We start from the raw sequence: 21423 nt of genomic DNA, 5'->3' as shown, positions 1-21423 counted from the left end.
ATGTGCTCCAGTTCAATCCATATAAATTGTCATATTCGAATCAGTTTGTACCCGCATAGGAGTGAAGTCCGGCAATGACCAGGTTCACGCCGACGAGGGTAAACATAACCACCAGGAAGCCGAGAACCGACAGCCATGATGACTGGCGCCCCTGCCAGCCGCGGGACAATCTGAGATGCAGGTAAGCACTGTAGAACAGCCAGCAGATGAGCGCCCACACTTCTTTCGGATCCCATCCCCAGAAGCGTCCCCAGGCCACCTGAGCCCAAATCATCGCAAAGATCAAGGCGCCGAGCGTAAAGATCGGAAACCCGATGGCGATCGCACGGTAGCTGATCTCATCCAAATCATCGGGGTCGATACCGTCCAGGAACGGAGAGGCCGCACGTCCAAGCGGCTTGCGCGCGATCAACCGGAGGATTCCGTACAGGATAATGCCGGAGATCACCGTCCAAATAATCGTATTGAACTTGCGTCCCGCGTTGATCCCGTTCATCCAGGACGGAGCGCTGAACAGCGGCTTCGTCATGCCGAGGAACGGCTGATAGCTTTCGACCTTGCTGTGGTACGGCGCAACGATCGGCGGCAGCTTGTATTCGACGGTCTGTGTAACGCTCGTCGTTTGCCCGGCCGTTCCGGAAGCCTTCGTCTGGGTGAACACGGATTCATAACCGGCTGCACGGAAGGCAAAGACCGTAATGATAAACGAGATAACCAGAATGATCGAGAAAAATACGATTTCGACCCAGCGCTGCTGGCGTCTGTCCTTTTTATCCGTGCTGCTGAAATTCACCGTGCGCAGCAGGTACATAAAGCCGGCCGCAAATGCGATCGCGAAGAACGACTCTCCGGCCGCCGCCATCGTGACGTGGATTTTCAGCCAATAGGACTGCAGCGACGGAATCAGCGGCTGCACCTCCTGCGGAAATACCGCGGCGTATGCCATGATGATGATCGTGATCGGAACGGCGAACAAGCCGAGTATCGTTTTGCGGTAAATGAGATATACCACCGTAAACGCCACCATGACCATCATCGAAAGGAAGGACATGAATTCGTACATGTTGCTGACGGGAATATGTCCGCCGCCCGCCCACCGGGTAAAGAAGTACGTTAGCTCCAGCACCAGGCCGAGGGAGGATACCCCGAACGCGATATTCCCCCACTTCCTGCGGTGTGACTCCGGATCCCTGTTGCTCCAGCGGCGGCCCATAATGGCGACCGCGAACAGGATGAACGCCGCGCAGTACAGGAAGAATGCGACGACGAACATGTTGCTGCTGAAATTTAACAATCCACTCATGAGTGATTCCCTCCGTTATCCAAGGACTTCTCGTCCACTTCCAGATTCATTTTGCGAAGTATTGCCGCAATCTCCCGGCGGATGCCGAACCAGTTCTTGTTGGTATGCGCACCGAGGGTCAGGTTCCCGTCGTCAATCCGCAGCCAGATCCGGCGGTGCTGCCAATAGAAGCCGAGTATAAGTCCAAGCATGACGATGGCTGCGCCTACCCAGACAAAAGGCATCGCTTTGTCCACCCGGATGTTCAAATAGGTGGTCGACATCGATAGGTCCACATTTCCCATTCCTTTGACATCCAGCTCAAGCGGAACGCTGCCGCCGTTCATTTTGGCGTTTATGGCATCCTGCTGGAAGCGCTCCTTGTCGACTTGTTTCGGGAAATAGAAATAATGTACGCCTTCGGCTGGCAAATTCGGCCCTTTAATCAGGAAGAGAAAAGCCGGCGCGTTTGGATTCGGAGTTTTCGTGACGGGCTGACCGTTCTCGTCCAGCCCAAAATCGTTGTACTTCTCCTTCAACTCAAGCGAATATGGCCCTACCTTGTAGTTCCGCTCTGGATCCTTGATCTTCAGCTGGAACGTACCGTAATCTTTGCCGGTCTTCTTGTCCACCAGGGAAGGCTTGACCGAACGGAGGACCGGTGTCAAATCGTAGTCAAACTGATAGGCCTTCAGGCCTTTGTAATCCATCGGGTCGTTAACCTCGATATTGTGATGGTCAACGGCCTTCAGCGTAGGCTGTTTGGACGGATCATTGCAGTTGGCCGTACATTCGTACAGGGTCGCCTGCGTCTTGAACAGTTTTGGAAGCACCTTGTTTTTGCCCTGAAACTCCTTTGGCAAATCTTGTTCCGAGTAATATTCAACCGTAAACTTCTCGTTCTTCAAATAATACGACGTATTCGGAATATGCTTGATTTCGCCTTCAGGAAAAGCGACATGCTGATCCATGTGCAGACCGGGCAAGCCGCGGGCCAGCACGGCCAGCAGGAAAATGATCAGCCCGATATGGATGACGTATGGTCCCCAGCGGCTGAAGCGGTACTTTTCTGCGAGTAAAGCGTTATCCAAGGTATGTACACGGTAGCCTCTTTTCTTGATGTGGACGGATGCCTGCTCCACCCATTCCTTGGACTCCAGCTCTACCGGTCCCTGATACACCACGCGCTGACGGGTCAGGAACTGCTTATGCTTCAAAATTCTTTGCTTGGTAAGCGCTTTGTATAATGGCAGCACCCGGTCCAGGCTGCAGATGACTAGCGACGCGCCGATCATGACGAGCAGGAGGACAAACCACCAGGATTCGTACGTATGCGACAGACCCAGCTTGTAATAAATCCATCCGGCCGTGCCGTAAGTTTCCTTGTAGTACGTTGAGGGATCGATGTTCAGAAATGTGTTTTCCTGGGGGAAAATCGTCCCGAGCATCGATCCGAGCAGGGTCAGGATAATCATGTATACGGCGATCTTTACAGACGAAAAGAAGTTCCAGATCCGGTCTATGAAATTCGGGTTGGCACGCTGAGAGCGTCGTGCCATCCCGTCATAGCGCATCTCCAGAACTTCGTTGGACTCGCGGTCTTGTTCTTCCAATGGCCTTCCGCAAGCCTCGCAGAGCACCGTTCCCACGGGGTTTTGGTGCCCGCACTCGCACTTGGTGTTCTTGAATGCAATAACTTCCTTCATCATCAGGAATTCACCAACTCTTCAATTTGCTGATCGAGAGTTTGCAAATCCAACTGTCCCAGATGGATCTTATTGATTTTCCCGTTAGGCGAGACAAAAAACGTCGTAGGCAGCGGGGAAATTCCGTAGGATTGAATGGCGTCCTTCTCGGGATCCAGCATTACAGGGAAGCTGACATGGACCTGCTTCACAAAATTTTCCACGGCCATCTTGTCCTCGCCGGCGTTGATGCCAACGATGACGACATCCTTATCCTTCCACTTATCATACTGGGCCTGCAGAGCGGGCATTTCCTTCACGCATGGTTCGCACCAGGTTCCCCAGAAATTGACAACAAGCGCCTTGCCTTTATATTCATCGAGCGTATGAACCTTGCCGTCCAACCCGAGCAAGTCAAAGTTCGGCGCCTTACTGCCTTCCGTCGGTTTGCCATTAGAGCCCGATACCTGTGTCGTAATGGCGTAACCGCCCAAAATGACAATCAACAGCAGGATAATGATTTGAACCTTTTTTCTAGATTTACCCATGCCAAAAGCTCCCTTTCCATGACAAATCACATATTTTAAGCGCAGAGTTTGAACAACCTATGAACAATTATAGCGAAATAATGTCATAGGTGCTCCGGGAGTATTTGAAAATTATGTGTCCTTCCGTTCTATCTTTTGTTTAAATTTCCCGATTTAGCCATATTTAATAAACTTTGTACTTCATCCTTTGTCAGGTGGCGATACAAACCGCGCTTCAAATTGTGCAGCAGCAGGTCGCCGAACGCTACGCGTTTCAGCCGGATCACCGGGTGCTTGATCGCATCAAACATGCGTCTGACCTGCCGGTTACGGCCTTCATGGATCGTGATGCTGATTACGGCTTCGTTCTTCTCCGTATCGATATCTTTATATTCGACTTCGGCAGGGGCCGTCATACCATCCTCCAGCTGAATACCGGCTTTGAGCTTGTCCAGGTCGCTGCCATGCGGGATCCCCTCGACCGTCGCCAGATACGTTTTGGGTACATGATGCCGCGGGTGAGTCAGCAGATTGGCAAATTCGCCGTCATTGGTCAGCAGCAGCAGACCTTCGGTATCGTAGTCCAGACGGCCGACCGGATAAACCCGCTCTTTGATGCCTTTCAAATAATCGGTTACGATTTTTCGTCCTTCCGGGTCGGACGCGCTGGTAATTACCCCTTTTGGCTTGTTGAAAACGATGTAAATCTTCTGCTCGTGCTTGATCGGTTTGCCGTTCACCTTAATGATATCTTGATTCGGGTCCGCCTTGGTCCCCAGCGTGGTTACGGTTTCCCCGTTAACTTCCACTTTGCCGGCCAGAATCAATTCTTCGCACTTACGGCGCGAAGCGATACCGGCCTGCGCTAACACTTTCTGTAATCTCTCCATGTTCAATAGGTCACCTCAACCCTAATGATAACCATCAACAGGATAAATCACAAGTTCGTTCCATGGAAAATCCGCTCCTGGGCAGGTGTCGGAGTGAGGATACAAATAGAGGGGGGAAATATTGTAGCGGCGTGCCAGCTCCATAATAAGTTTGCTGGCAACGAACAGCTGCTGTTTTTCGGCAGCGCGAAACAGGGTGTATTCGCGGTTAAAATCACCCTGGAGGCAAATATGGATATGGGACGGATCGGTGACGTAAGGGGAAGAAACGACCGAGGCATCCTCCCCGATCCAAAAATCATACCCTTTCCCGTTGATGGAAGGGCATACGGAATGATGAATGATAAAGCCTTCGAATGTCATGCGGATCACCTCATTTAAACTAGCCTGAGCTTGTTACAGTATATGAGGTGTCCATGAAACCGTTCCACACGGCTGGCCGGTTATCCGAAGAACAGCAGGCAGACGGCAATAGCTGCTGCAAATCCTACCGCATCCGATAAGAGACCGACCTTAAGCGCATATCGCCCGTTGCGGATCCCGACCGCACCCAAATAAACAGTGAGCACGTACAGCGTCGTATCCGTACTCCCTTGAATCGTTGAAGCCATCCGTCCGATCATGGAATCCGGGCCATACACCGAGATCAGATCGGTGGCGAATGCGAGGGACCCTGTTCCTGTCAGCGGCCGCAGCAGACCCAGGGGCAATATTTCACTCGGAACGCCCAATTGCTGAAGGAAGGGACCTGTCCAGCCCACAAAAAAATCAAGGGCCCCTGAAGCCCGGAAAATGCTGATCCCTACCATCATCCCGACCAGGTTAGGAATGATTTGAATGGCCGTTTGAAATCCCTCTTTGGCTCCGTCGACGAAGGACTCGTACACCGGCACCTTTTTGGTAAAAGCATAAAGGGGAATAAACGCGATCAGTACCGGGATCGCCCAGGCCGATATCATATTGATGAACGCCACCATACGCCCTGCTCACCCTTTCAGCTCGGATTGGGAGGAAGAAACGGGACCCGCATGCACCGGCGGCTTCTTCGGCCTGCTGCGCATAAATTTGCGCCGGTACCAGCGGTCCATCACGATGGCGGCCAACGTGGCCACGGCGGTCGCCATCAGCGTGGTGCCAACGATATCGGTCGGATTGGCGGACTTATAGTTCATCCGGATGGCGATCAGCGTAGTCGGAATCAAGGTGATACTCGCCGTATTGAGCGCCAGCAGCGTGCACATCGCCGGGCTGGCGGCCGTCTTATCAGGATTCAGCGTCTGCAGCTCCTGCATCGCCTTGATCCCCATTGGCGTGGCTGCGTTACCTAGACCGAGCAGATTCGCGCTCATATTGGACAATATGTAACCCATGGCAGGATGGTTTTTCGGCACATCCGGAAATAAAAAGGTGACGATCGGGCTCAGCAGCCGGGCTATTTTTTTCAGCAGGCCCGAATCTTCCGCAAGGCGCATCATACCGAGCCAGAAGACCAGCACGCTGATTAACCCGAAACATACGGTCACCCCGGTCTTAGCCCCGTCGAAGGCCGCAGAAGTGACCAGTTCAATTTTCCCCTGGGCTGCTGCAAAACCGAATCCAATCAGAATAAGCCCCAGCCAAATCGCATTGATCATCTCGTATCCCCTCTCCCCAGGTTGTTACGTTAACATCAGGCACCAGGCTGAAGCAGACGCTTCAGCACCACGCTGAACCATTGTCCCCAATTACTTTGGTGAACGGGTGCCATCGTCTGCTCAGCAGCTGTTCCGGACGCCGTTCGTTCCGGCAGCACGCTTCCTTTTCTGTAGACCGGAATTTCTCCGATCTTCTCCCCTTTCAGCGACACCTCGATTTTCCCTCTCAGCCCGAATCTCAAATCCGGCGCTCCTTCCTCCGCTTCAGGATAGAGCACCAGCTTCTTGTTGACCTGAGCTTCCTCACCATCGGCAAAAGGGTACTGGAACGTCTGGCTGACGACCAGGTCCTGACCCTGTACCGGCTCCCCTTTTTCGGTCAGCTGTTTCAGCGGGTAGTATTCAAACCCGTAATCCAGCATCCTGCCGTGGTCGTTCCAGTCGTCCCCGTCATTCAGTGTCACGGCGACCAGCTGCTGGCCGTTGCGGGTTGCCGAGCTGACCAGGCAGCGGAACGCCTTTTTGGTATAGCCGGTCTTGACCCCGTCCGCTCCTTCATAAAGGCGGAGCATTTTATTTTTGTTATCCCATTTGTAGTCCCAGGATTCATTCGGATTCGGAACCTTCTTCGTCGGCGTCTTCACGATTTCCTTAAAAACCGGATTATGCAGGGCATAAGCCGTCAGCCTGGCCAAATCGTTGGCCGATGAATAATGGCCTTCCTCGTCCAGTCCGTGCGGATTCATAAAATGCGAATGGGAAAGGCCCAACATACGGGCTTTCTCGTTCATCAAATACACAAACCCCTCCACAGAACCGCCGACGTGCTCGGCAATCGCCGTGGCCGCGTCATTGCCTGAACGCAGCATCAGCCCGTACAGCATATTTTCCAGGGTCATTTCTTCCCCCAGCTTGAGATAGATGGAAGACCCTTCTTTGCCAAAGGCGTTTTTGCTGACCTTCACTTCGCTGTCCAGCTTGCCATGCTCAATCGCTACGATGGCGGTCATGATTTTCGTCAGGCTGGCGATCCGGAGCTCATCGTCCCCGTGGCTGGAATACAGCAGCCTGCCTGAAGTGACATCGATCAAGGCTGCGGCCTGAGCGTGGGTGCCGAGAGCGGGTAAATTTTTCGCGGCCGATGCCCGGCTTGTACCGGCAAAGCCGCTGGCGATAAGTGTGATGACCGCAATCCAGCTCCATATTCGTTTATGCTTGATCCACATGTTATCTTTCCTTTCGGTTCGGAAAATCTTGTACAAGTATATGCTTGGCCTAACTCGGGTATGCCAAACGTGCAAACGAGAAAAAAACGATGCCCTTTTCAGAAATCGTTTCTTCACAAAAAATCCCTCCCGGCTGACGGAAGGGATTGGCACAGGCTTAAAACAATGAAGGATTGATCTCCGAAGTCGTCGTTTGGGCTGGATTGACAGCACCAGCACCCGTTTGCGTATTCGTTTGGAACATCGACGTGATTTTATCCACCATGGATGGTGCGGAATCAATTAATTTCTCGAATAAATGCGTTTGATTATCGAGCGGAACGATATTCACGCCTGCTTTGCCGACAACGAGAAATGCGATCGGACGAATCGAAACTCCGCCGCCGCTGCCTCCGCCAAACGGCAAGGACTTGGATTCATGTCCGGGTGCCGCGCTCACGCTTTTACTGATATCATCCGCGTTAAAATCACTTCCCCCTGCAGCAAAGCCAAAGCCCACCTTACTGATCGGAAGGATGACGCTGCCGTCAGGAGTTTCTACAGGGTCGCCGACGATTGTGTTGACATCAACCATGCCTTTGATGTTTTCCATCGCAGTCTGCATTAAGCCTTGAATCGGATGCTCTGCCATGTTGATTCCTCCTAGTGTGTTGATATTAAGCTCTGAGCCACAGATGTTAGCTTGCCCATATCCCTTTGAAGTATGTAGTCACGTCTGCTCGGCCGGTACCGTTAAATAAAGTAAGCCTTTGTTATCGCAGAACCTGTTTGGCCAATCGGAACCAATGGATCGGACCTCCCGGTACTTTGAGAATTCGGGCCATCAACATGATGCCGGCATACAAGGCATAACCGCAGGAGATGCGGGCGACGCAGGACAGCTCGGTGGCAAACTGCGGCTCATCCTTAAACACCGGAACGACAAAGAGCCTTGGATTGTTTCGCATGCGTACTTTAAAGGAAAGCCAGCCCACCAGGGTCGTTTTGAGCCCCCACACGGTTCCCGTTGCAATCGCAGTCCATGCTGCATCGCCGGTTGATAAATTGGTGGACCAATCCAGCTTCATGATGTTCACATGCTGCATGGTACGGTAAAACCATTCCTTTAAAGAAGCCGTCGACTGGAGCATAATCCTCACTTCATCTGCCCAATGGTCCAGCCGTCTTTTGTTAATATGCGCTTTTCCGACGGTTTGGCCGTTACGGAAACTGTTTTTGCTCTCAAGCCGAAGCATAAAGCCCTTTTTCATATTGGCAAACACCAGGGAAGGCATCTCATAATGCATCTTTACGATTCCATACAGCATCTTGACGTCCAATACGGCCTTGTCATCCTTATTGTGCTTGCTGTACCATAATGTAATGGTAATGCTTGACATTATGACGGCAACCAGCAGAATGATCAGGAGAACAATAATGGCGACTACAATCCACACGTATAAACCCCCAAGTCTGTCCATAAATCTTCCTGTGCATAGTATGGCATTCCCTGATGGAAAAGATTCGGCCACAAGCTTTTTTTGAACACCAAAGACCCACCCGGGGAATCCGGATGGGTCTTGTTGTTTATGCAGTTTTACGGCACATCGTCAAATGTCAGCTGTCTTCCGTCCAGCTTTTCGAACAAGAGCTGGGTTTCTTCCTCCAGATTATCCGTATCTTCAAAAATGGCCGGCTCCGGGAGCGCCTGAAGATTCGGCAGGCCAAAGTAATCGAGGAACGACTTGGTCGTACCGTACAAAATCGGACGTCCGATCGCCTCCGCCCGTCCCGTCTCCTCGATCAGGTCCTTGTTGACCAGCGTCTGGATCGCCCGCTCGGATTTGACGCCGCGGATCTCTTCGATTTCCACCCGGGTAATCGGCTGCCGGTAGGCCACGATGGCCAGCGTCTCGAGTGCCGCCTGCGACAGCGAGGATCGGGATGGGGAATAAGCGAGCCGCTCAAAATACGGGGCGTGATCGGGCAGCGTAGCCAGCTGATAGCTGCCGGCAATCTGGACGACCTGGATCCCCCTTTTCTCCCTGACAAAATCCTCCTTCATTTCTTCCAGGGCGTCTGTCACCAGCTCGGGACGGTGCTCGACGACCTCGGCAATCTGCTTGGCCGTTAGCCCTTCATCCCCCGCCAAAAAGAGCAGCCCCTCAATAATCGATTTCAACGTCGGAAAGTCCATTCGAGAGACCTCCCCCTTTCCATTCCATCACAATGTCGTCGAACAGCTTTTCCTGATAACAAATAATTTGTTTCATCTTCATCAGCTCCAAAATAGCCAGAAACGTCACGACAATTTCATGCCGTACCATCTCATCATGCAGCAGCTTGGAAAACAATAGCTTACCGCCGGGCCCGCTGGATTCCAGGGCATTCACCACTTCGCGGATGCGATCCTTCACCGAAATTTCGTCCCGCTGGATTTTGGCGTAGCTGGTCCGCTTCGACGCCTTGCGCAGCGCCTTCTGAAAAGCCGCGACCAAATCGGAGGCGTGCAGGCCTTTGACCGGATTGTCCGACACGCGCGGCACCCACGGCGTCAAATCCTCAGGCTCCTTGGAGTAGATCAGGCTCCGTTCAAATTCCTTTTCCTGCAAATGCTTGGCAATCCCTTTATATTTGCGGTATTCGATCAGCTTCTGCACGAGCTCCGCCCGCGGATCGATTTCTTCTTCTTCATAAAAGTCAAACTCGTCCATTTCAAATACCGGAGGCTTCGGCAGCAGGAGCTTGCTCTTGATCGACAGCAGCGTGGCCGCCATAACCAGAAACTCGCTGGTGATATCCAATTCGAGCTCCTGCATGCTTTGCAAATATTCCATATATTGATCGGTAATCTCACTGACGGGGATATCCTGGATGTCGATTTCCGCTTTGTCAATCAGGTGCAGCAGCAAATCAAGCGGTCCTTCAAACGTTTCCAGCTTGTATAATACGGTGTTCACGGCTTATCCTCCCGTCACTTAAAGTACGCCCGCCAAGCGGGGCTGTGTCCCAATGGCGCTTAAGGCACTTTGCGGACATAAAAAATGCAGTACCCGTAAAAAAGGGTACTACATTAAATAAGCACTATTTTAACTGTTTCGTCAAGTTGGCCATTTCAATTGCCGCCACCGCAGCATCGTATCCTTTGTTTCCGGCCTTCGTTCCGGCCCGTTCCACCGCCTGCTCGATGTTCTCAGTCGTCAAAACGCCGAAAATGGTAGGAACGCCGGTTTTCAGGTTGATCGCCGCCACGCCTTTGGCCACCTCGTTGCACACGTAGTCGTAATGGGAGGTTGACCCCCGGATAACCGTGCCGAGCGTAATGACGGCGTCGTACTTGCCGCTTTCCGCCATCTTCTGGGCAATCAGCGGGATTTCGAAAGCGCCCGGAACCCACGCCACGTCCACTTCTTCTTCCTTGGCGCCGTGCCGCTTCAGGCCGTCAAGTGCGCCGCCCAGCAGCTTGCTGGTGATAAACTCATTGAATCTTCCTACCACGATGCCGTATTTTAATCCTTCGGATACCAAATTTCCTTCATAAATATGTGCCATGCTTCATCAGCCTCCTGTAATTATTCGGTAGTCGTCGTCAATGAATCGGGCTGCTCAAATTTCAGCATGTGCCCCAGCTTCATTTGCTTCGTATGCAAGTAGTTCTCGTTGTCCTTATTAGCCTGCATTTGGATCGGCACGCGCTCGACGATTTCCAGCCCGTAGCCTTCCAAGCCTTTGATTTTACGCGGATTGTTCGTCAGCAGCCGAATTTGGCGAATGCCGAGATCCTTCAATATTTGAGCTCCGATGCCGTAATCGCGAAGATCCGCGGGGAACCCGAGTTTCAGGTTGGCATCGACCGTATCAAGGCCCTCCTCCTGGAGCTTATAGGCTCTCAGCTTGTTCAGGAGCCCGATGCCGCGTCCCTCCTGGCGCATGTACAGCAGCACGCCGCGGCCTTCTTCGTTGATCTGCCGGAGTGCGGCTTCAAACTGCGGGCCGCAATCGCAGCGATGGGAATGGAACACGTCCCCTGTCAGGCATTCGGAATGGACGCGGGTGAGCACCGGCTCCCCGGATGCGATGTCCCCTTTGACGAGCGCCAAATGCTCTTTATTGTCCACCGCATTCGTATAGGCGACGACCTGGAACTCGCCGAAGTCCGTCGGCATCCGCACCGAAACCTCGCGGGTAACGAGCTTTTCCTTATTGTTGCGGTACTGGATCAAATCCTTGATGCTGATCAGCTTGAGACCATGCTTCTTGGCGATCTGCACCAGATCCGGCAGCCGTGCCATCGTCCCGTCCTCTTTGATAATCTCGCAGATCACCCCGGCCGGGAACGATCCGCTGAGACGGGCGAGATCCACCGCCGCTTCGGTATGGCCAGCGCGCCGGAGCACGCCGCCGGTTTTGGCAATCAGCGGAAACATGTGGCCGGGGCGCCGGAAATCGGCGGCGGTCGCTTCCGGATCGGCCAGCGCTTTGGCGGTCAGGGACCGCTCATAGGCGGAGATGCCTGTTGTCGTCTCTTTGTGGTCGATGGAGACGGTAAAAGCCGTGCCGTGATGGTCCGTATTGTTCGATACCATCGGCTTCAGGCCGAGCTCAGCGGCTCTCTCCTCGGTAATCGGCATGCAGACCAGTCCGCGTCCTTCCGTGATCATGAAGTTGATGACTTCAGGCGTTGCCTGATCCGCCAAGGCGATAAAATCGCCTTCGTTCTCGCGGTCCTCGTCGTCCACGACGATAACGACCTTGCCTGCCGACAAGTCAGACACCGCATCTTCAATGCGGTCAAACACAAAATCCTCCTCCATGGGTTTCCCTCCTATTCCTGCATGGGCTTATTGGCCTGTCTGTCCTCTTGCCTGCCTCATGCAAATCCGTGTTGTGCTAGCAGCTCCAGGCTGATTCCCGAAGGTTCAGGACGCCCATTCCCTTCCCCTGTTCGGTAGTGAAGCAAATGGTCCACATATTTTCCGAGAATGTCGCATTCCAGATTCAGCACACTTCCAGGCTTTTTGTCCGCCAGACTTGTCTCCGCAAGTGTATGCGGGATAATGGAAACGGTGAATGTTGTGGCGCTCGTCTTGACCACCGTCAAGCTGATGCCGTCCAGGGTAATAGATCCTTGCGGGATGATGTAGCGGAGCAGAGCAGTATCTACCGGCTCCACTTCGATCAGCACCGCATTCTGATCCCGGTCCATCGCCCGGATCGTCCCTGTCCCGTCGGCATGTCCCTGCACGATATGTCCACCGAAGCGGGCACCCACCTGCATGGCGCGCTCCAAATTCACCCGGCTTCCAGCCCCCAGCGATTTCAAGTTGGAGTGGCGGTACGTTTGCGGCATGACGTCCACTGCGAACGAACGGGCTCCAATCTCGACAGCCGTGAGGCAGACGCCATTGACCGAGACGCTGTCCCCGATTTTGAGATCGCCCATAATCCGGGAGGCCTCGATATGGAGGATCATCGCTTCCCCTTTGCTGGAGACGCCCCGCATGACGCCGACCTCTTCAACCAAACCGGTAAACATCGCAACCGCTCCTTTCTGTCCTGTAAAGAAGTATTTCATACGATTCATATCGTTAACCGTGTGCAGCCTTAAAAAGTGAAGTATCGTTTTTCCGGATCATGTCATGCCGGCCAAACCGGCTTTCCGCTGATGCAGACGTTATCCCCGAGCACTTCGGTCTCTACGTCTTCTATCCGGATGGCGTCCGCCATCTTGTCGGCGCCCCGCAGCGAGAAGTTGACGGGGGCCGCCGGACCTCCAACGATTTTCGGTGCGAAATAGAGTACGATCCGGTCGATCAGCCGGGTCTCCAGCAAGGCACCGTTCAGCCGGCCGCCGCCTTCCACCAGAATCGAGCCGATCTCACGTCTGCCCAGCTCCTGCATCGCAAGGCGAAGATCGACCTGCGGGCCCGATCCGCAGCGGATCGTTTCTACGCCGATCTTCTTAAGGGCTTCTGCCTTATCCAGATCGGCGCGTTCCGTCGTCAAAATGACGGTCGGCGCAGCTCCATCCCGAACCACCTTCGACTCAAGCGGAATCCGCAGCATGGAATCGACGATGATCCGCACAGGATTCAGACCGATGGCGCCCTGCAGCCGGGTGGTCAGCTGCGGATTGTCCGCGATCACCGTATTTACGCCAACCATAATCCCTTGATGGCGGTGGCGGAGCGTATGAACCTGCTCCCGGGCCGCTTCGTTCGTGATCCATTTACTGTCTCCCGATTCGGCCGCGATGCGCCCGTCCAGCGTGCTTGCTGTCTTGACCGTCACAAAGGGAAGCCCTGTCGTAATATACTTGATAAACTTTTCGTTCAAGCGGCGGGACCTGTCACCGAGCAGCCCAACTTCCACCTCAATCCCGCTGCGCCGGAGCAGCTCGATTCCTCTGCCCGCCACCTGGGGGTTGGGATCTTCGCAGGCCACGACGACCCGCTTCACTTTCTCGCGTATGAGGCGTTCGCTGCATGGCGGTGTTTTTCCGTAATGGCTGCAGGGCTCCAGCGTTACATAGACCGTACTCCCTTCCGCACGGTCACCCGCCATATTCAGCGCATGTACTTCCGCATGGGCGGTTCCCCGCTGTAAATGCGTGCCAAGCCCAACCATAGCCCCGTCTTTAACGACGACGCAGCCGACAACCGGATTGATTCCGGTCTGACCCTGTGCCCGCTCCGCCATATCGAGCGCAAGCGCCATATAAAATTCATCGTTGATGATGCCGTCCATTCATCTCCCCCCTTGTTCGGAATCGGGACATCCCCTCAAAGCTAAGTCTCGGCTTCGGGCGCTTTACGGATACTTCGCATGTTGGAATTTCCATGGTAAATCACCTTACCATGCGCTGCTTTGGCTCCGCGCTGTTTAAACCGGCCCTTAGCGGGGACCCCAAGGTCTTTGTAAAAAAGCAAAAAGCCCCGGGATGGCTTAAACCATCCTCGGGGCTGTGAGAGACAAGTCAGATACACTCCAATAAGGCTGCAGAATCCCAAAAATCAGGATCAGCCTAATAAGTCATCGGTAGCGTAAAGTCGTCAGCAAACAGAAGCGGTCCCGCCAGGGACAACCTTCTACTATGTGAAAACAACCACGTACACGTGACATATTATTGGACAGCTGCACTCCGAACTGAAGTGCACGCTTTCTCTCCTTCTCCCATCCAGACTATACTGTCGGTCCCGGATTTGCACCAGGTCCACCGTACGCTCAGCGTCAAACGAAGCGTCCGGGTCACGGACTGAGACGGGCGCCAGAACTGATCGGCTGCCGCGTCATCACCGCCGGTAGGGAATTTCACCCTGCCCCGAAGGATATAACCAATATCAATATGCAATTGCCAGATGGATGGCTGCCTAGTGGAAGCCCCATCTATACTAGGAAATGTTAACACTGCCTCCGCAAAAAATCAATACGCCCCTTTTCCCGGCTTAGAACAAAAAGCCGCTTGTCCCTCTTTGAAACAGGGAAAGCGGCTGATCAATCGTGCGCGGCTCGCAGATTAAGCTTCGTATACTTCGACCGTCTTCATCACGTCGCGGCCTTGGAATGCGTCGACGTATTCCATGCCCTTCGTCACTTTGCCGAATACGGTATGCTGTCCGTCGAGATGCGGCTGCGGCTGGTAGCAGATATAGAACTGGCTTCCGCCGGTGTTGCGGCCAGCATGTGCCATCGCCAGCGATCCGCGCTCGTGTTTGTTCGGGTTGATTTCGCAATTGATCGTGTAGCCTGGGCCACCGGTACCGGTGCCGTTCGGGCATCCGCCCTGCGCAACAAATCCCGGAATGACGCGGTGGAACACCAGACCGTTGTAGAAACCGGAGTTTGCCAATTTCTCAAAGTTCGCCACCGTGTTCGGAGCGTCTTTTTCAAACAGATCGAGCAGCACTTCGCCGCCGTTTTCAAGAGTGATTTTTGCTTGCTTGGCCATTATGTCAATGACTCCTTTCATGTCTTTCCTGAGTGTTAACAGACATCTTCTAGTTTACTATGAAATCCCGGGCGAAGCAAAATAATTCCGCATTTCTCCACGTTCTATAAACGCGCAAAAGGACCACTCTGCATTCCCCAATACAGAGATGATCCTTTATACTGCGCACCAATTCATTTATCAGAGGCGCTGGCGAACAGCTCCTGTCCCCTTAATGCATCTCTTTACTTAAGCACAGCCTGCTTTGCGATCCGCTCAGGAATGACATCGTGGCCGATGATATCCTGAAGGCTCTCGCGGCGAACGACCAGGTCGCTTTGACCTTGGTTCACGAACACGACCGCCGGTTTGCGGATCCGGTTGTAGTTGCTCGCCATGGAATAGTTGTAGGCCCCTGTGCACGAAACGGCGAGCAGGTCACCGTTATTGACTTTCGGAAGCTCTGCATCCCAAATCAGCATGTCGCCGCTCTCGCAGCATTTGCCGGCAATGGACACGGTTTCTTCCGGCTTGTCGTTGGCACGGTTGGCCAGCATGGCCTCATACTTCGACTCGTACAGCGCCGGGCGCGGGTTGTCCGTCATGCCGCCATCCACGGCCACGTACTTGCGCACACCCGGAATATCCTTGCTGGTGCCGACAGTGTACAAAGTTGTCCCCGCATCGCCCACGATGCTGCGGCCCGGTTCCACCCAAATTTCCGGCAGCTCGCTTCCCCACTCGGCGAAATGCGTCTTCACCGCGTCGGTAATCGCCTTCACGTACTGGCTGACTTCAAGCGGCGTGTCGCCTTCAACGTAACGGATGCCAAAGCCTCCGCCGAGGTTCACTACTTTGAACTGCACGCCCAGCTGTTCTTTGACACTCTTGGCAAATTCGGCTACACGCTGAACCGCCATCTGAAATCCGTCGACCTCGAAGATCTGCGACCCGATATGGGAATGGACGCCAAGAAGCTCCAGATGCTCTTGAGCGGCAGCTGCTTTGACTGCTTCAAACGCAGAGCCGTTACCGATGTCGAAACCGAATTTCGAGTCGGTTTGGCCGGTTGAAATATATTCATGCGTATGAGCTTCAACCCCTGGTGTGACTCGGAGCAAAATGTTGACCTTTACGTTTTTCTCAGCTGCCACCGATTCCAGGACATGCAGCTCAACAAAATTGTCTACGACGAAGCAGCCGATGCCGGCGTCGATCGCCATTTCCATCTCTTCCACCGTCTTGTTGTTGCCGTGGAAATGGATGCGCTTGGCCGGGAAGCCTGCCTGAAGCGCCGTGAACAATTCGCCGTCGGACACGACGTCTAGGGACATGTCCTCTTCCTCTGCGATCCGGCACATGGCCATGACGCAGAACGCCTTGCTGGCGTAAGCCACCTGGAATTTCAGTCCGGACGCGCGGAACGCATCGACGTATTCGCGGCACCGCGTGCGGACCAGCTCCTCGTCGACGATATAAAGCGGCGTACCATACTGCTTCTTCAGCTCGGTAACGTCACAGCCACCGATTTCCAGGTGACCGTCCGCATTGATTTTACTTGTACCATGTAGAAACATATTATGCATCCCTTCGCTTTCCTTGGAAATGTAAATATTCCATGTGAACTTTTACATCAGTATACCAGACAAGGGAAGAGAATGAATGGATTTTTTTGCACAACATTTGTGTTTTCCTACGACTGTTCGCGGTTGTCCGGGTTCTTCGCCATCCGCGTATTATCCCTCGTTTTGTTGAAAGACGGCCTTTTCTTGCTCTCAAGCACCGGGAAGCGCAGCAGCACTTCAGACAGAGCCTTTGCATTAAACGGTATAAACGGCCATAGATAAGACGAGTTGTAAGACCGGTGCAGCGTCAGCAGCAGGATCAGCAGCGTCGTCCCGACGACGAATCCCTGCACTTTGAAAATAGCCACCGCGACCAGCAGCACAAGCCTCACCATCCGGTTGGCCAGCCCCAGCTCATAGCTCGGCGTGGCGAACATGCCGATGGCCGCTACGGCCATGTACAAGACGACCTCATTGACGAACAAGCCTGTTTTCACCGCGATATCCCCGACGAGGATCGCCGCGATGAGACCCATGGCCGAAGCCAGCGGGGTCGGCGTATGCACAGCGGCCAACCTGAGCAGATCGACGCCGAACTCGACCAGCAGAAACTGGGCGATAAGCGGAATTTTGGCGGTATCGTGCGGTCCGATAAAATTTAATTCCGGAGGCTTCAAATACGGATCCGTCACGAGCAGCATCCACAGCGGGAGCAGAAACATGGAGGCAAAAATGCCCAGAAACCGGACCCACCTGAGGTACGTCCCCATAAAAGCCGTCTGCCTGTTCTCTTCGGCATGCTGGCACAGGTCGAAAAACGTAGTCGGCATGACCATCACGCTCGGCGAGGTGTCCACGAACACCACTACCCTACCTTCCATGATATGCGAAGCGACCACGTCCGGTCTCTCTGAATATCTGACCAGCGGATACGGATGCCATCCCTTATTGATAATGACTTCCTCCAGCTGCTTGTCGCCTTGGGGAAGGCCGTCGATGTCAATACTTTTGATTTTCTTCCGGATGGAGTCCACCTGAACCTTGTCTACAATGTCGTCGATGTAGGCAATACAGACGTCCGTACGCGTCCGCCGCCCGACCTGCACAAGCTCGCTTTTGAATCCAGGGTCGCGGATCCGCCGCCGCACGAGGGCGATGTTGGTAAGCAGCGTTTCGGTGAACCCGTCGCGTGCCCCCCGAACGACCCGTTCAATACTTGGTTCTTCAGGACTTCGGACCGGATAATTCCGGGTATCTAAAATGATGCACGCCCGTTCTCCCTCGATGAATAATGCGGACATCCCCATCAGTACTTTATTGACTGCCGCGCTGAGCTTGTCGACAATCTCGACCTGAATATGCGGGATGTAAAATTCAAAAAAGGACTTAAGCGCATCCGAAGTAAGCTGATCGGCGGACAAATAGGTTAGCCGCTTCAGTATTTCCAGCATGATGTTGTCTTTGGCAAAGCCGTTAATGAAGAACAATCCCGTGTTCTGGCCGGCGAGGGTCATTTCGCGAAACACGATGTCAAAAGATGAACCGAGGCCCACCACTTCCTTGAGCGTGTTTTTGGTCGTCTCCAGGCTTTCCGGAATTTCATCCTTATCCTGCCAATAGATGATGGATTCCTCGACGGTGTCGGACCTTTCCCGGTCGCGTTTTTCCTGCATCCGCTTATCTTCTCCGCCGTCCCCCGCTGCCTTTTGCTCACCCTCAGCCTGTTCTTCGCCGCCTTCACGCCGGCCCGCCGTCCTCCGGGGCTCCTTCCCCTCCTCTGACGGATGAGAAGCGTCTTCCTTCTTCTCTTTCGATTCGTCCCCGTACTGCATGATCATTGCAATACCCGCAGGGTCCTCTACGTTGATATCCTGATCCTTGTCATCTCTCACGAAGCGTTCCTCCTTACTTTCTGTAAACAAACCAGTCAAACAGGGAACCCGCCACTTTTCCCGTGACCATCGCCATCAAAAAACCGAACAGGTAGCGGGTCATCTGCAGCCTTTTGGCCAAAATGGGCAGCACGTTGAGCACTTCAGTGAGCGCAGCGGCCAGCATACCGACAAATATCCCGTTAAACAGCCCGATCAAGAGGCCGGCCAGCGGTCCCAAGGATAGTTTCCAGTTCCAAAAGTCAAACACGGTCCCGATCAGCGACCCCGTTACCATCGCCCCTTCGTACCAGTGAACCCGATTATAGGATGAAGTCAGCTGAGCCAGCCTTGGGATCATGTCCAGAACGATGAACAGCGCAATAACCCCGCCGCCAACCGCAATTCCCCCGGCAATCCCGAGCAGTATTTGGATGATCCAGCTGACCAGAATCAAGACGAATCCCCCTGACGGCTCTCGGTTTTCATCCGTTTATATTCCTCGGCAACGACGTACTGGTCGATATTTTCCTGGTACAGAAACATTTCCACTTCCAGCGGGGTCGGCTCCTCGTTCCATTTCTTTTTGAATAAATGGTTGAAGAAAACGACCATGCCAAACCCGATGCCGAAGGAATAAGCCGTCTGGAACAAGTAGGGATGCTCGTCCCTGCGGCCGGTCACCATTTCCACCGTACGGATTTGCACCTCCTGCATGTTCACGTCCGCATGGAAGTTCATGATCGTCAGCGCTGACCCGAAGAAAAGGAGGAGCCAGACGAGGATGAATAGGATCAGTGACGGTTTCTTCTCCTTTTTTACCACTTCCACCAGGGAGTGCTTGTTCCCCATCGATTCAATGCGGACGCCCGGAATGAGCTCCTGGATCTTCGGTATGATGTGCATCATGTCAATTAACAACAAATTTCCATCCCACTTATGGGGATGAACCAGCTCCAGGCTGCGGAGCGAAGATTCCCACTCGGGGTCGCATAAAATCCGGGCGATGTGGCCGAGGGTCACGACCCTTCCATGGGAAATCGGTACGCGGCTGCGCAGCTGCAGGTAGACCGTAGGCAATCCGTGATCAGACATCCAATCACTCCTTTTGCTGCTGAATTACCGTTAGTATAGGAAAAAGGTCTACTTTCTAGTCCGATTTGCATCGCTGCCCAAAATAAGGAACCGCCTTCCTTTACGGAAGACGGTTCCTTATTCACTGGGCAATCTGATCGCGGATCAGCTGCAGTATTTTTTTCTCGAGGCGCGAAACCTGTACCTGGGATATTCCCAGCCGGGTGGCTACCTCCGATTGGGTCTGGTCGCGGTAATACCTTAAATAGACGATCAGTTTTTCCCGCTCCGACAGGCCGTCGATTGCTTCGTTCAGCGCCAGTTTATCAAACCAGCGTTCCTGGGATTCGTCGGCGATCTGGTCCATCAGCGTAATGGGATCCCCATCATTTTCGAACACGGTCTCGTGGATCGAGGTCGGCGGCTTGTTGGCCTCTTGGGCGAACACGACTTCCTCTGGCGTTACCCCAAGCTCCTCGGCCACTTCCTTGACGGTCGGCAGCCTGTCCAGGTGCTTCGACAGCTCGTCCCTTTTCTTGCGTACCTTGTTGGCCATTTCCTTCAGTGACCGGCTGACCTTCAGCGTTCCGTCATCGCGGAGAAAGCGCTGGATCTCGCCGATAATCATCGGAACGGCATAGGTGGAAAACTTGACGTCATAGCTTAAATCGAATTTGTCGACCGATTTCAGCAGGCCGATGCATCCGATCTGGAACAGATCCTCGGGTTCGTACCCCCGGTTCATAAACCTTTGCACGACAGACCAGACGAGGCGGATGTTGCAGTTTACCAGCGTATCGCGGGCCAAGCTGTCCCCGGTCTGGCTGAGTGCGATCAGACGTTTGACTTCGGCATCATCCAAATAAGTCTGCGAACCTTTCTTCACATCAGCATCCATGCGCCCAACCCCTAATTATACAAAGCTTTCTTAGATTCGATCCTCTTCTTCATCTTGATTGATGTTCCGGAACCGGGCTCGCTGGATACCTCGAATTCATCCATAAAGTTCTCCATGATCGTAAAGCCCATGCCCGACCGTTCCAGCTCCGGCTTCGACGTATACAGGGGCTGCTTGGCAAGCTCGAGGTCTTCGATGCCTCTTCCCCGATCCTCCACGGTCAGCGTGACGGTATCTCCCACAATTTCCGCAGTGATCGTGACAATCCCCTCGGGATCGCTGTCGTACCCGTGAATGATGCTGTTGGTCACCGCTTCGGAAACGACCGTTTTCAAATCGCTCAGCTCATCCATGGTCGGGTCCAGCTGTGAAATGAAGGCGGCCACCGTCACACGGGCGAACGATTCGTTTTCCGACTTGGCTGCGAACTGCAGCGTCATGAAATTGCGTTCCATGGCCTTTTCTTTACTCATGACACGACCTCCAGACCCGAGAGCGCATTACCCTCGTTATCGTAAATGGGCATAATTTTGAACAAGCCGGACATATCGAGCAGCCGGTAGACGGTAGGATTGACGTCGCACACCGCCATTTTGCCGCCCTTGGCCTTGATCAGCTTATACCTTCCGAGGATCACACCCAGGCCTGAGCTGTCCATGAACTGTAAATTTTTCAGGCTGAGCACCAGATGGTCTGTCAGTCCGCGCTGGATCGTCTCATCCATTTTCATGCGGACATGGTCAGCCGTATGGTGATCGAGCTCTCCTGATAAGCGCACAATCAAGATGTTGCGGTGATGCTCCATTTCCACTTGCAGATTCACGTTTGCTCACTCTCCTCCCTGTCATGAACAACGATTTCTACG

Annotated in this window: 24 protein-coding genes and 1 riboswitch; all 24 genes read right to left on the bottom strand. The window is 53.6% G+C overall.

The genetic code is table 11. The annotated features are described in order from the left end of the window. Window positions 1-40: 40 nt before the first annotated feature. Window positions 41-1303 carry a cytochrome c biogenesis protein CcsA gene (gene ccsA / locus C7820_RS02800; protein ID WP_116229676.1) on the bottom strand — a complete coding sequence of 421 codons (1263 nt, stop codon included), beginning with the start codon at window positions 1301-1303 and terminating at the stop codon, window positions 41-43. Then, window positions 1300-2991: a cytochrome c biogenesis protein ResB gene (gene resB, locus C7820_RS02795; protein ID WP_251677033.1), complete on the bottom strand. Its 1692-nt coding sequence runs from the start codon at window positions 2989-2991 to the stop codon at window positions 1300-1302. Before resB ends, ccsA begins: the two co-directional genes overlap by 4 nt. After that, complete coding sequence (gene resA, locus C7820_RS02790) at window positions 2991-3515, bottom strand: thiol-disulfide oxidoreductase ResA (RefSeq protein WP_076170064.1); 525 nt, start codon at window positions 3513-3515, stop codon at window positions 2991-2993. The genes resB and resA overlap by 1 nt, the downstream gene beginning before the upstream one ends. A gap of 128 nt (window positions 3516-3643) precedes the next feature. Next, on the bottom strand, window positions 3644-4384 hold the full coding sequence (locus C7820_RS02785; protein ID WP_076170063.1) for a pseudouridine synthase: 741 nt from the start codon (window positions 4382-4384) through the stop codon (window positions 3644-3646). Between the two features lie 21 nt (window positions 4385-4405). After that, window positions 4406-4747, bottom strand: coding sequence for a peptidoglycan recognition protein family protein (locus C7820_RS02780; protein ID WP_076170062.1), 342 nt, complete (start codon window positions 4745-4747; stop codon window positions 4406-4408). Between the two features lie 80 nt (window positions 4748-4827). Beyond that, a complete protein-coding gene (locus tag C7820_RS02775; RefSeq protein ID WP_116229675.1) occupies window positions 4828-5361 on the bottom strand; it encodes a spore maturation protein in 534 nt (177 codons plus the stop codon). 9 nt (window positions 5362-5370) lie between these two features. Continuing rightward, window positions 5371-6018: a nucleoside recognition domain-containing protein gene (locus tag C7820_RS02770; protein ID WP_116229674.1), complete on the bottom strand. Its 648-nt coding sequence runs from the start codon at window positions 6016-6018 to the stop codon at window positions 5371-5373. A gap of 35 nt (window positions 6019-6053) precedes the next feature. Continuing rightward, the gene (locus C7820_RS02765) at window positions 6054-7244 is read right to left on the bottom strand and encodes a D-alanyl-D-alanine carboxypeptidase family protein (protein WP_116229673.1); all 1191 of its coding nucleotides are present in this window, start codon (window positions 7242-7244) and stop codon (window positions 6054-6056) included. A 157-nt stretch (window positions 7245-7401) separates the two neighbouring features. After that, window positions 7402-7875 carry a GerW family sporulation protein gene (gene ytfJ, locus C7820_RS02760; protein WP_105444660.1) on the bottom strand — a complete coding sequence of 158 codons (474 nt, stop codon included), beginning with the start codon at window positions 7873-7875 and terminating at the stop codon, window positions 7402-7404. 121 nt (window positions 7876-7996) lie between these two features. Next, window positions 7997-8680, bottom strand: a complete 684-nt coding sequence (locus C7820_RS02755) for a DUF2953 domain-containing protein (RefSeq protein WP_181908919.1) — start codon at window positions 8678-8680, stop codon at window positions 7997-7999. Window positions 8681-8820: 140 nt separating this feature from the next. After that, window positions 8821-9420: an SMC-Scp complex subunit ScpB gene (gene scpB / locus C7820_RS02750; RefSeq protein ID WP_105444744.1), complete on the bottom strand. Its 600-nt coding sequence runs from the start codon at window positions 9418-9420 to the stop codon at window positions 8821-8823. Further along, entirely contained in the window at window positions 9389-10183 is a 795-nt protein-coding gene (locus tag C7820_RS02745) for a segregation and condensation protein A (RefSeq protein WP_116229671.1), read from the bottom strand. Before C7820_RS02745 ends, scpB begins: the two co-directional genes overlap by 32 nt. A gap of 124 nt (window positions 10184-10307) precedes the next feature. Continuing rightward, window positions 10308-10775 carry a 6,7-dimethyl-8-ribityllumazine synthase gene (gene ribH, locus C7820_RS02740; protein ID WP_089548072.1) on the bottom strand — a complete coding sequence of 156 codons (468 nt, stop codon included), beginning with the start codon at window positions 10773-10775 and terminating at the stop codon, window positions 10308-10310. Window positions 10776-10795: 20 nt separating this feature from the next. Continuing rightward, window positions 10796-12037, bottom strand: a complete 1242-nt coding sequence (locus tag C7820_RS02735; protein WP_116229670.1) for a bifunctional 3,4-dihydroxy-2-butanone-4-phosphate synthase/GTP cyclohydrolase II — start codon at window positions 12035-12037, stop codon at window positions 10796-10798. A gap of 56 nt (window positions 12038-12093) precedes the next feature. Further along, entirely contained in the window at window positions 12094-12759 is a 666-nt protein-coding gene (locus tag C7820_RS02730; RefSeq protein ID WP_116229669.1) for a riboflavin synthase, read from the bottom strand. A gap of 101 nt (window positions 12760-12860) precedes the next feature. Beyond that, complete coding sequence (ribD, locus tag C7820_RS02725; RefSeq protein ID WP_116229668.1) at window positions 12861-13970, bottom strand: bifunctional diaminohydroxyphosphoribosylaminopyrimidine deaminase/5-amino-6-(5-phosphoribosylamino)uracil reductase RibD; 1110 nt, start codon at window positions 13968-13970, stop codon at window positions 12861-12863. A 414-nt stretch (window positions 13971-14384) separates the two neighbouring features. Further along, window positions 14385-14556: riboswitch (FMN riboswitch) on the bottom strand. A 183-nt stretch (window positions 14557-14739) separates the two neighbouring features. After that, complete coding sequence (locus C7820_RS02720) at window positions 14740-15171, bottom strand: peptidylprolyl isomerase (RefSeq protein ID WP_076170052.1); 432 nt, start codon at window positions 15169-15171, stop codon at window positions 14740-14742. 224 nt (window positions 15172-15395) lie between these two features. Further along, a complete protein-coding gene (gene lysA, locus C7820_RS02715) occupies window positions 15396-16727 on the bottom strand; it encodes a diaminopimelate decarboxylase (RefSeq protein ID WP_116231602.1) in 1332 nt (443 codons plus the stop codon). Window positions 16728-16843: 116 nt separating this feature from the next. Further along, window positions 16844-18547 (bottom strand): spore germination protein, encoded by a 1704-nt coding sequence (locus tag C7820_RS02710; RefSeq protein WP_116231601.1) that lies wholly within the window; start codon window positions 18545-18547, stop codon window positions 16844-16846. 73 nt (window positions 18548-18620) lie between these two features. Then, window positions 18621-19043 carry a stage V sporulation protein AB gene (locus C7820_RS02705; RefSeq protein WP_258875103.1) on the bottom strand — a complete coding sequence of 141 codons (423 nt, stop codon included), beginning with the start codon at window positions 19041-19043 and terminating at the stop codon, window positions 18621-18623. After that, on the bottom strand, window positions 19040-19681 hold the full coding sequence (locus C7820_RS02700) for a stage V sporulation protein AA (RefSeq protein ID WP_116229667.1): 642 nt from the start codon (window positions 19679-19681) through the stop codon (window positions 19040-19042). The genes C7820_RS02705 and C7820_RS02700 overlap by 4 nt, the downstream gene beginning before the upstream one ends. Before the next feature lie 121 nt (window positions 19682-19802). Beyond that, window positions 19803-20558 (bottom strand): RNA polymerase sporulation sigma factor SigF, encoded by a 756-nt coding sequence (sigF, locus tag C7820_RS02695; protein WP_089548075.1) that lies wholly within the window; start codon window positions 20556-20558, stop codon window positions 19803-19805. An 11-nt stretch (window positions 20559-20569) separates the two neighbouring features. Then, window positions 20570-21031, bottom strand: coding sequence for an anti-sigma F factor (gene spoIIAB / locus C7820_RS02690; protein ID WP_076170048.1), 462 nt, complete (start codon window positions 21029-21031; stop codon window positions 20570-20572). After that, window positions 21028-21381, bottom strand: coding sequence for an anti-sigma F factor antagonist (gene spoIIAA, locus C7820_RS02685; RefSeq protein WP_116229666.1), 354 nt, complete (start codon window positions 21379-21381; stop codon window positions 21028-21030). The genes spoIIAB and spoIIAA overlap by 4 nt, the downstream gene beginning before the upstream one ends. Window positions 21382-21423 lie beyond the last annotated feature (42 nt).

Origin of the sequence: Paenibacillus sp. VMFN-D1, assembly GCF_003386155.1 — a bacterium.
GTDB classification, from domain to species: Bacteria; Bacillota; Bacilli; order Paenibacillales; family Paenibacillaceae; genus Paenibacillus_AQ; species Paenibacillus_AQ favisporus.
The sequence above is the reverse complement of the archived record's forward strand: the minus strand, read 5'-3'. Positions and strand labels throughout refer to the sequence as shown.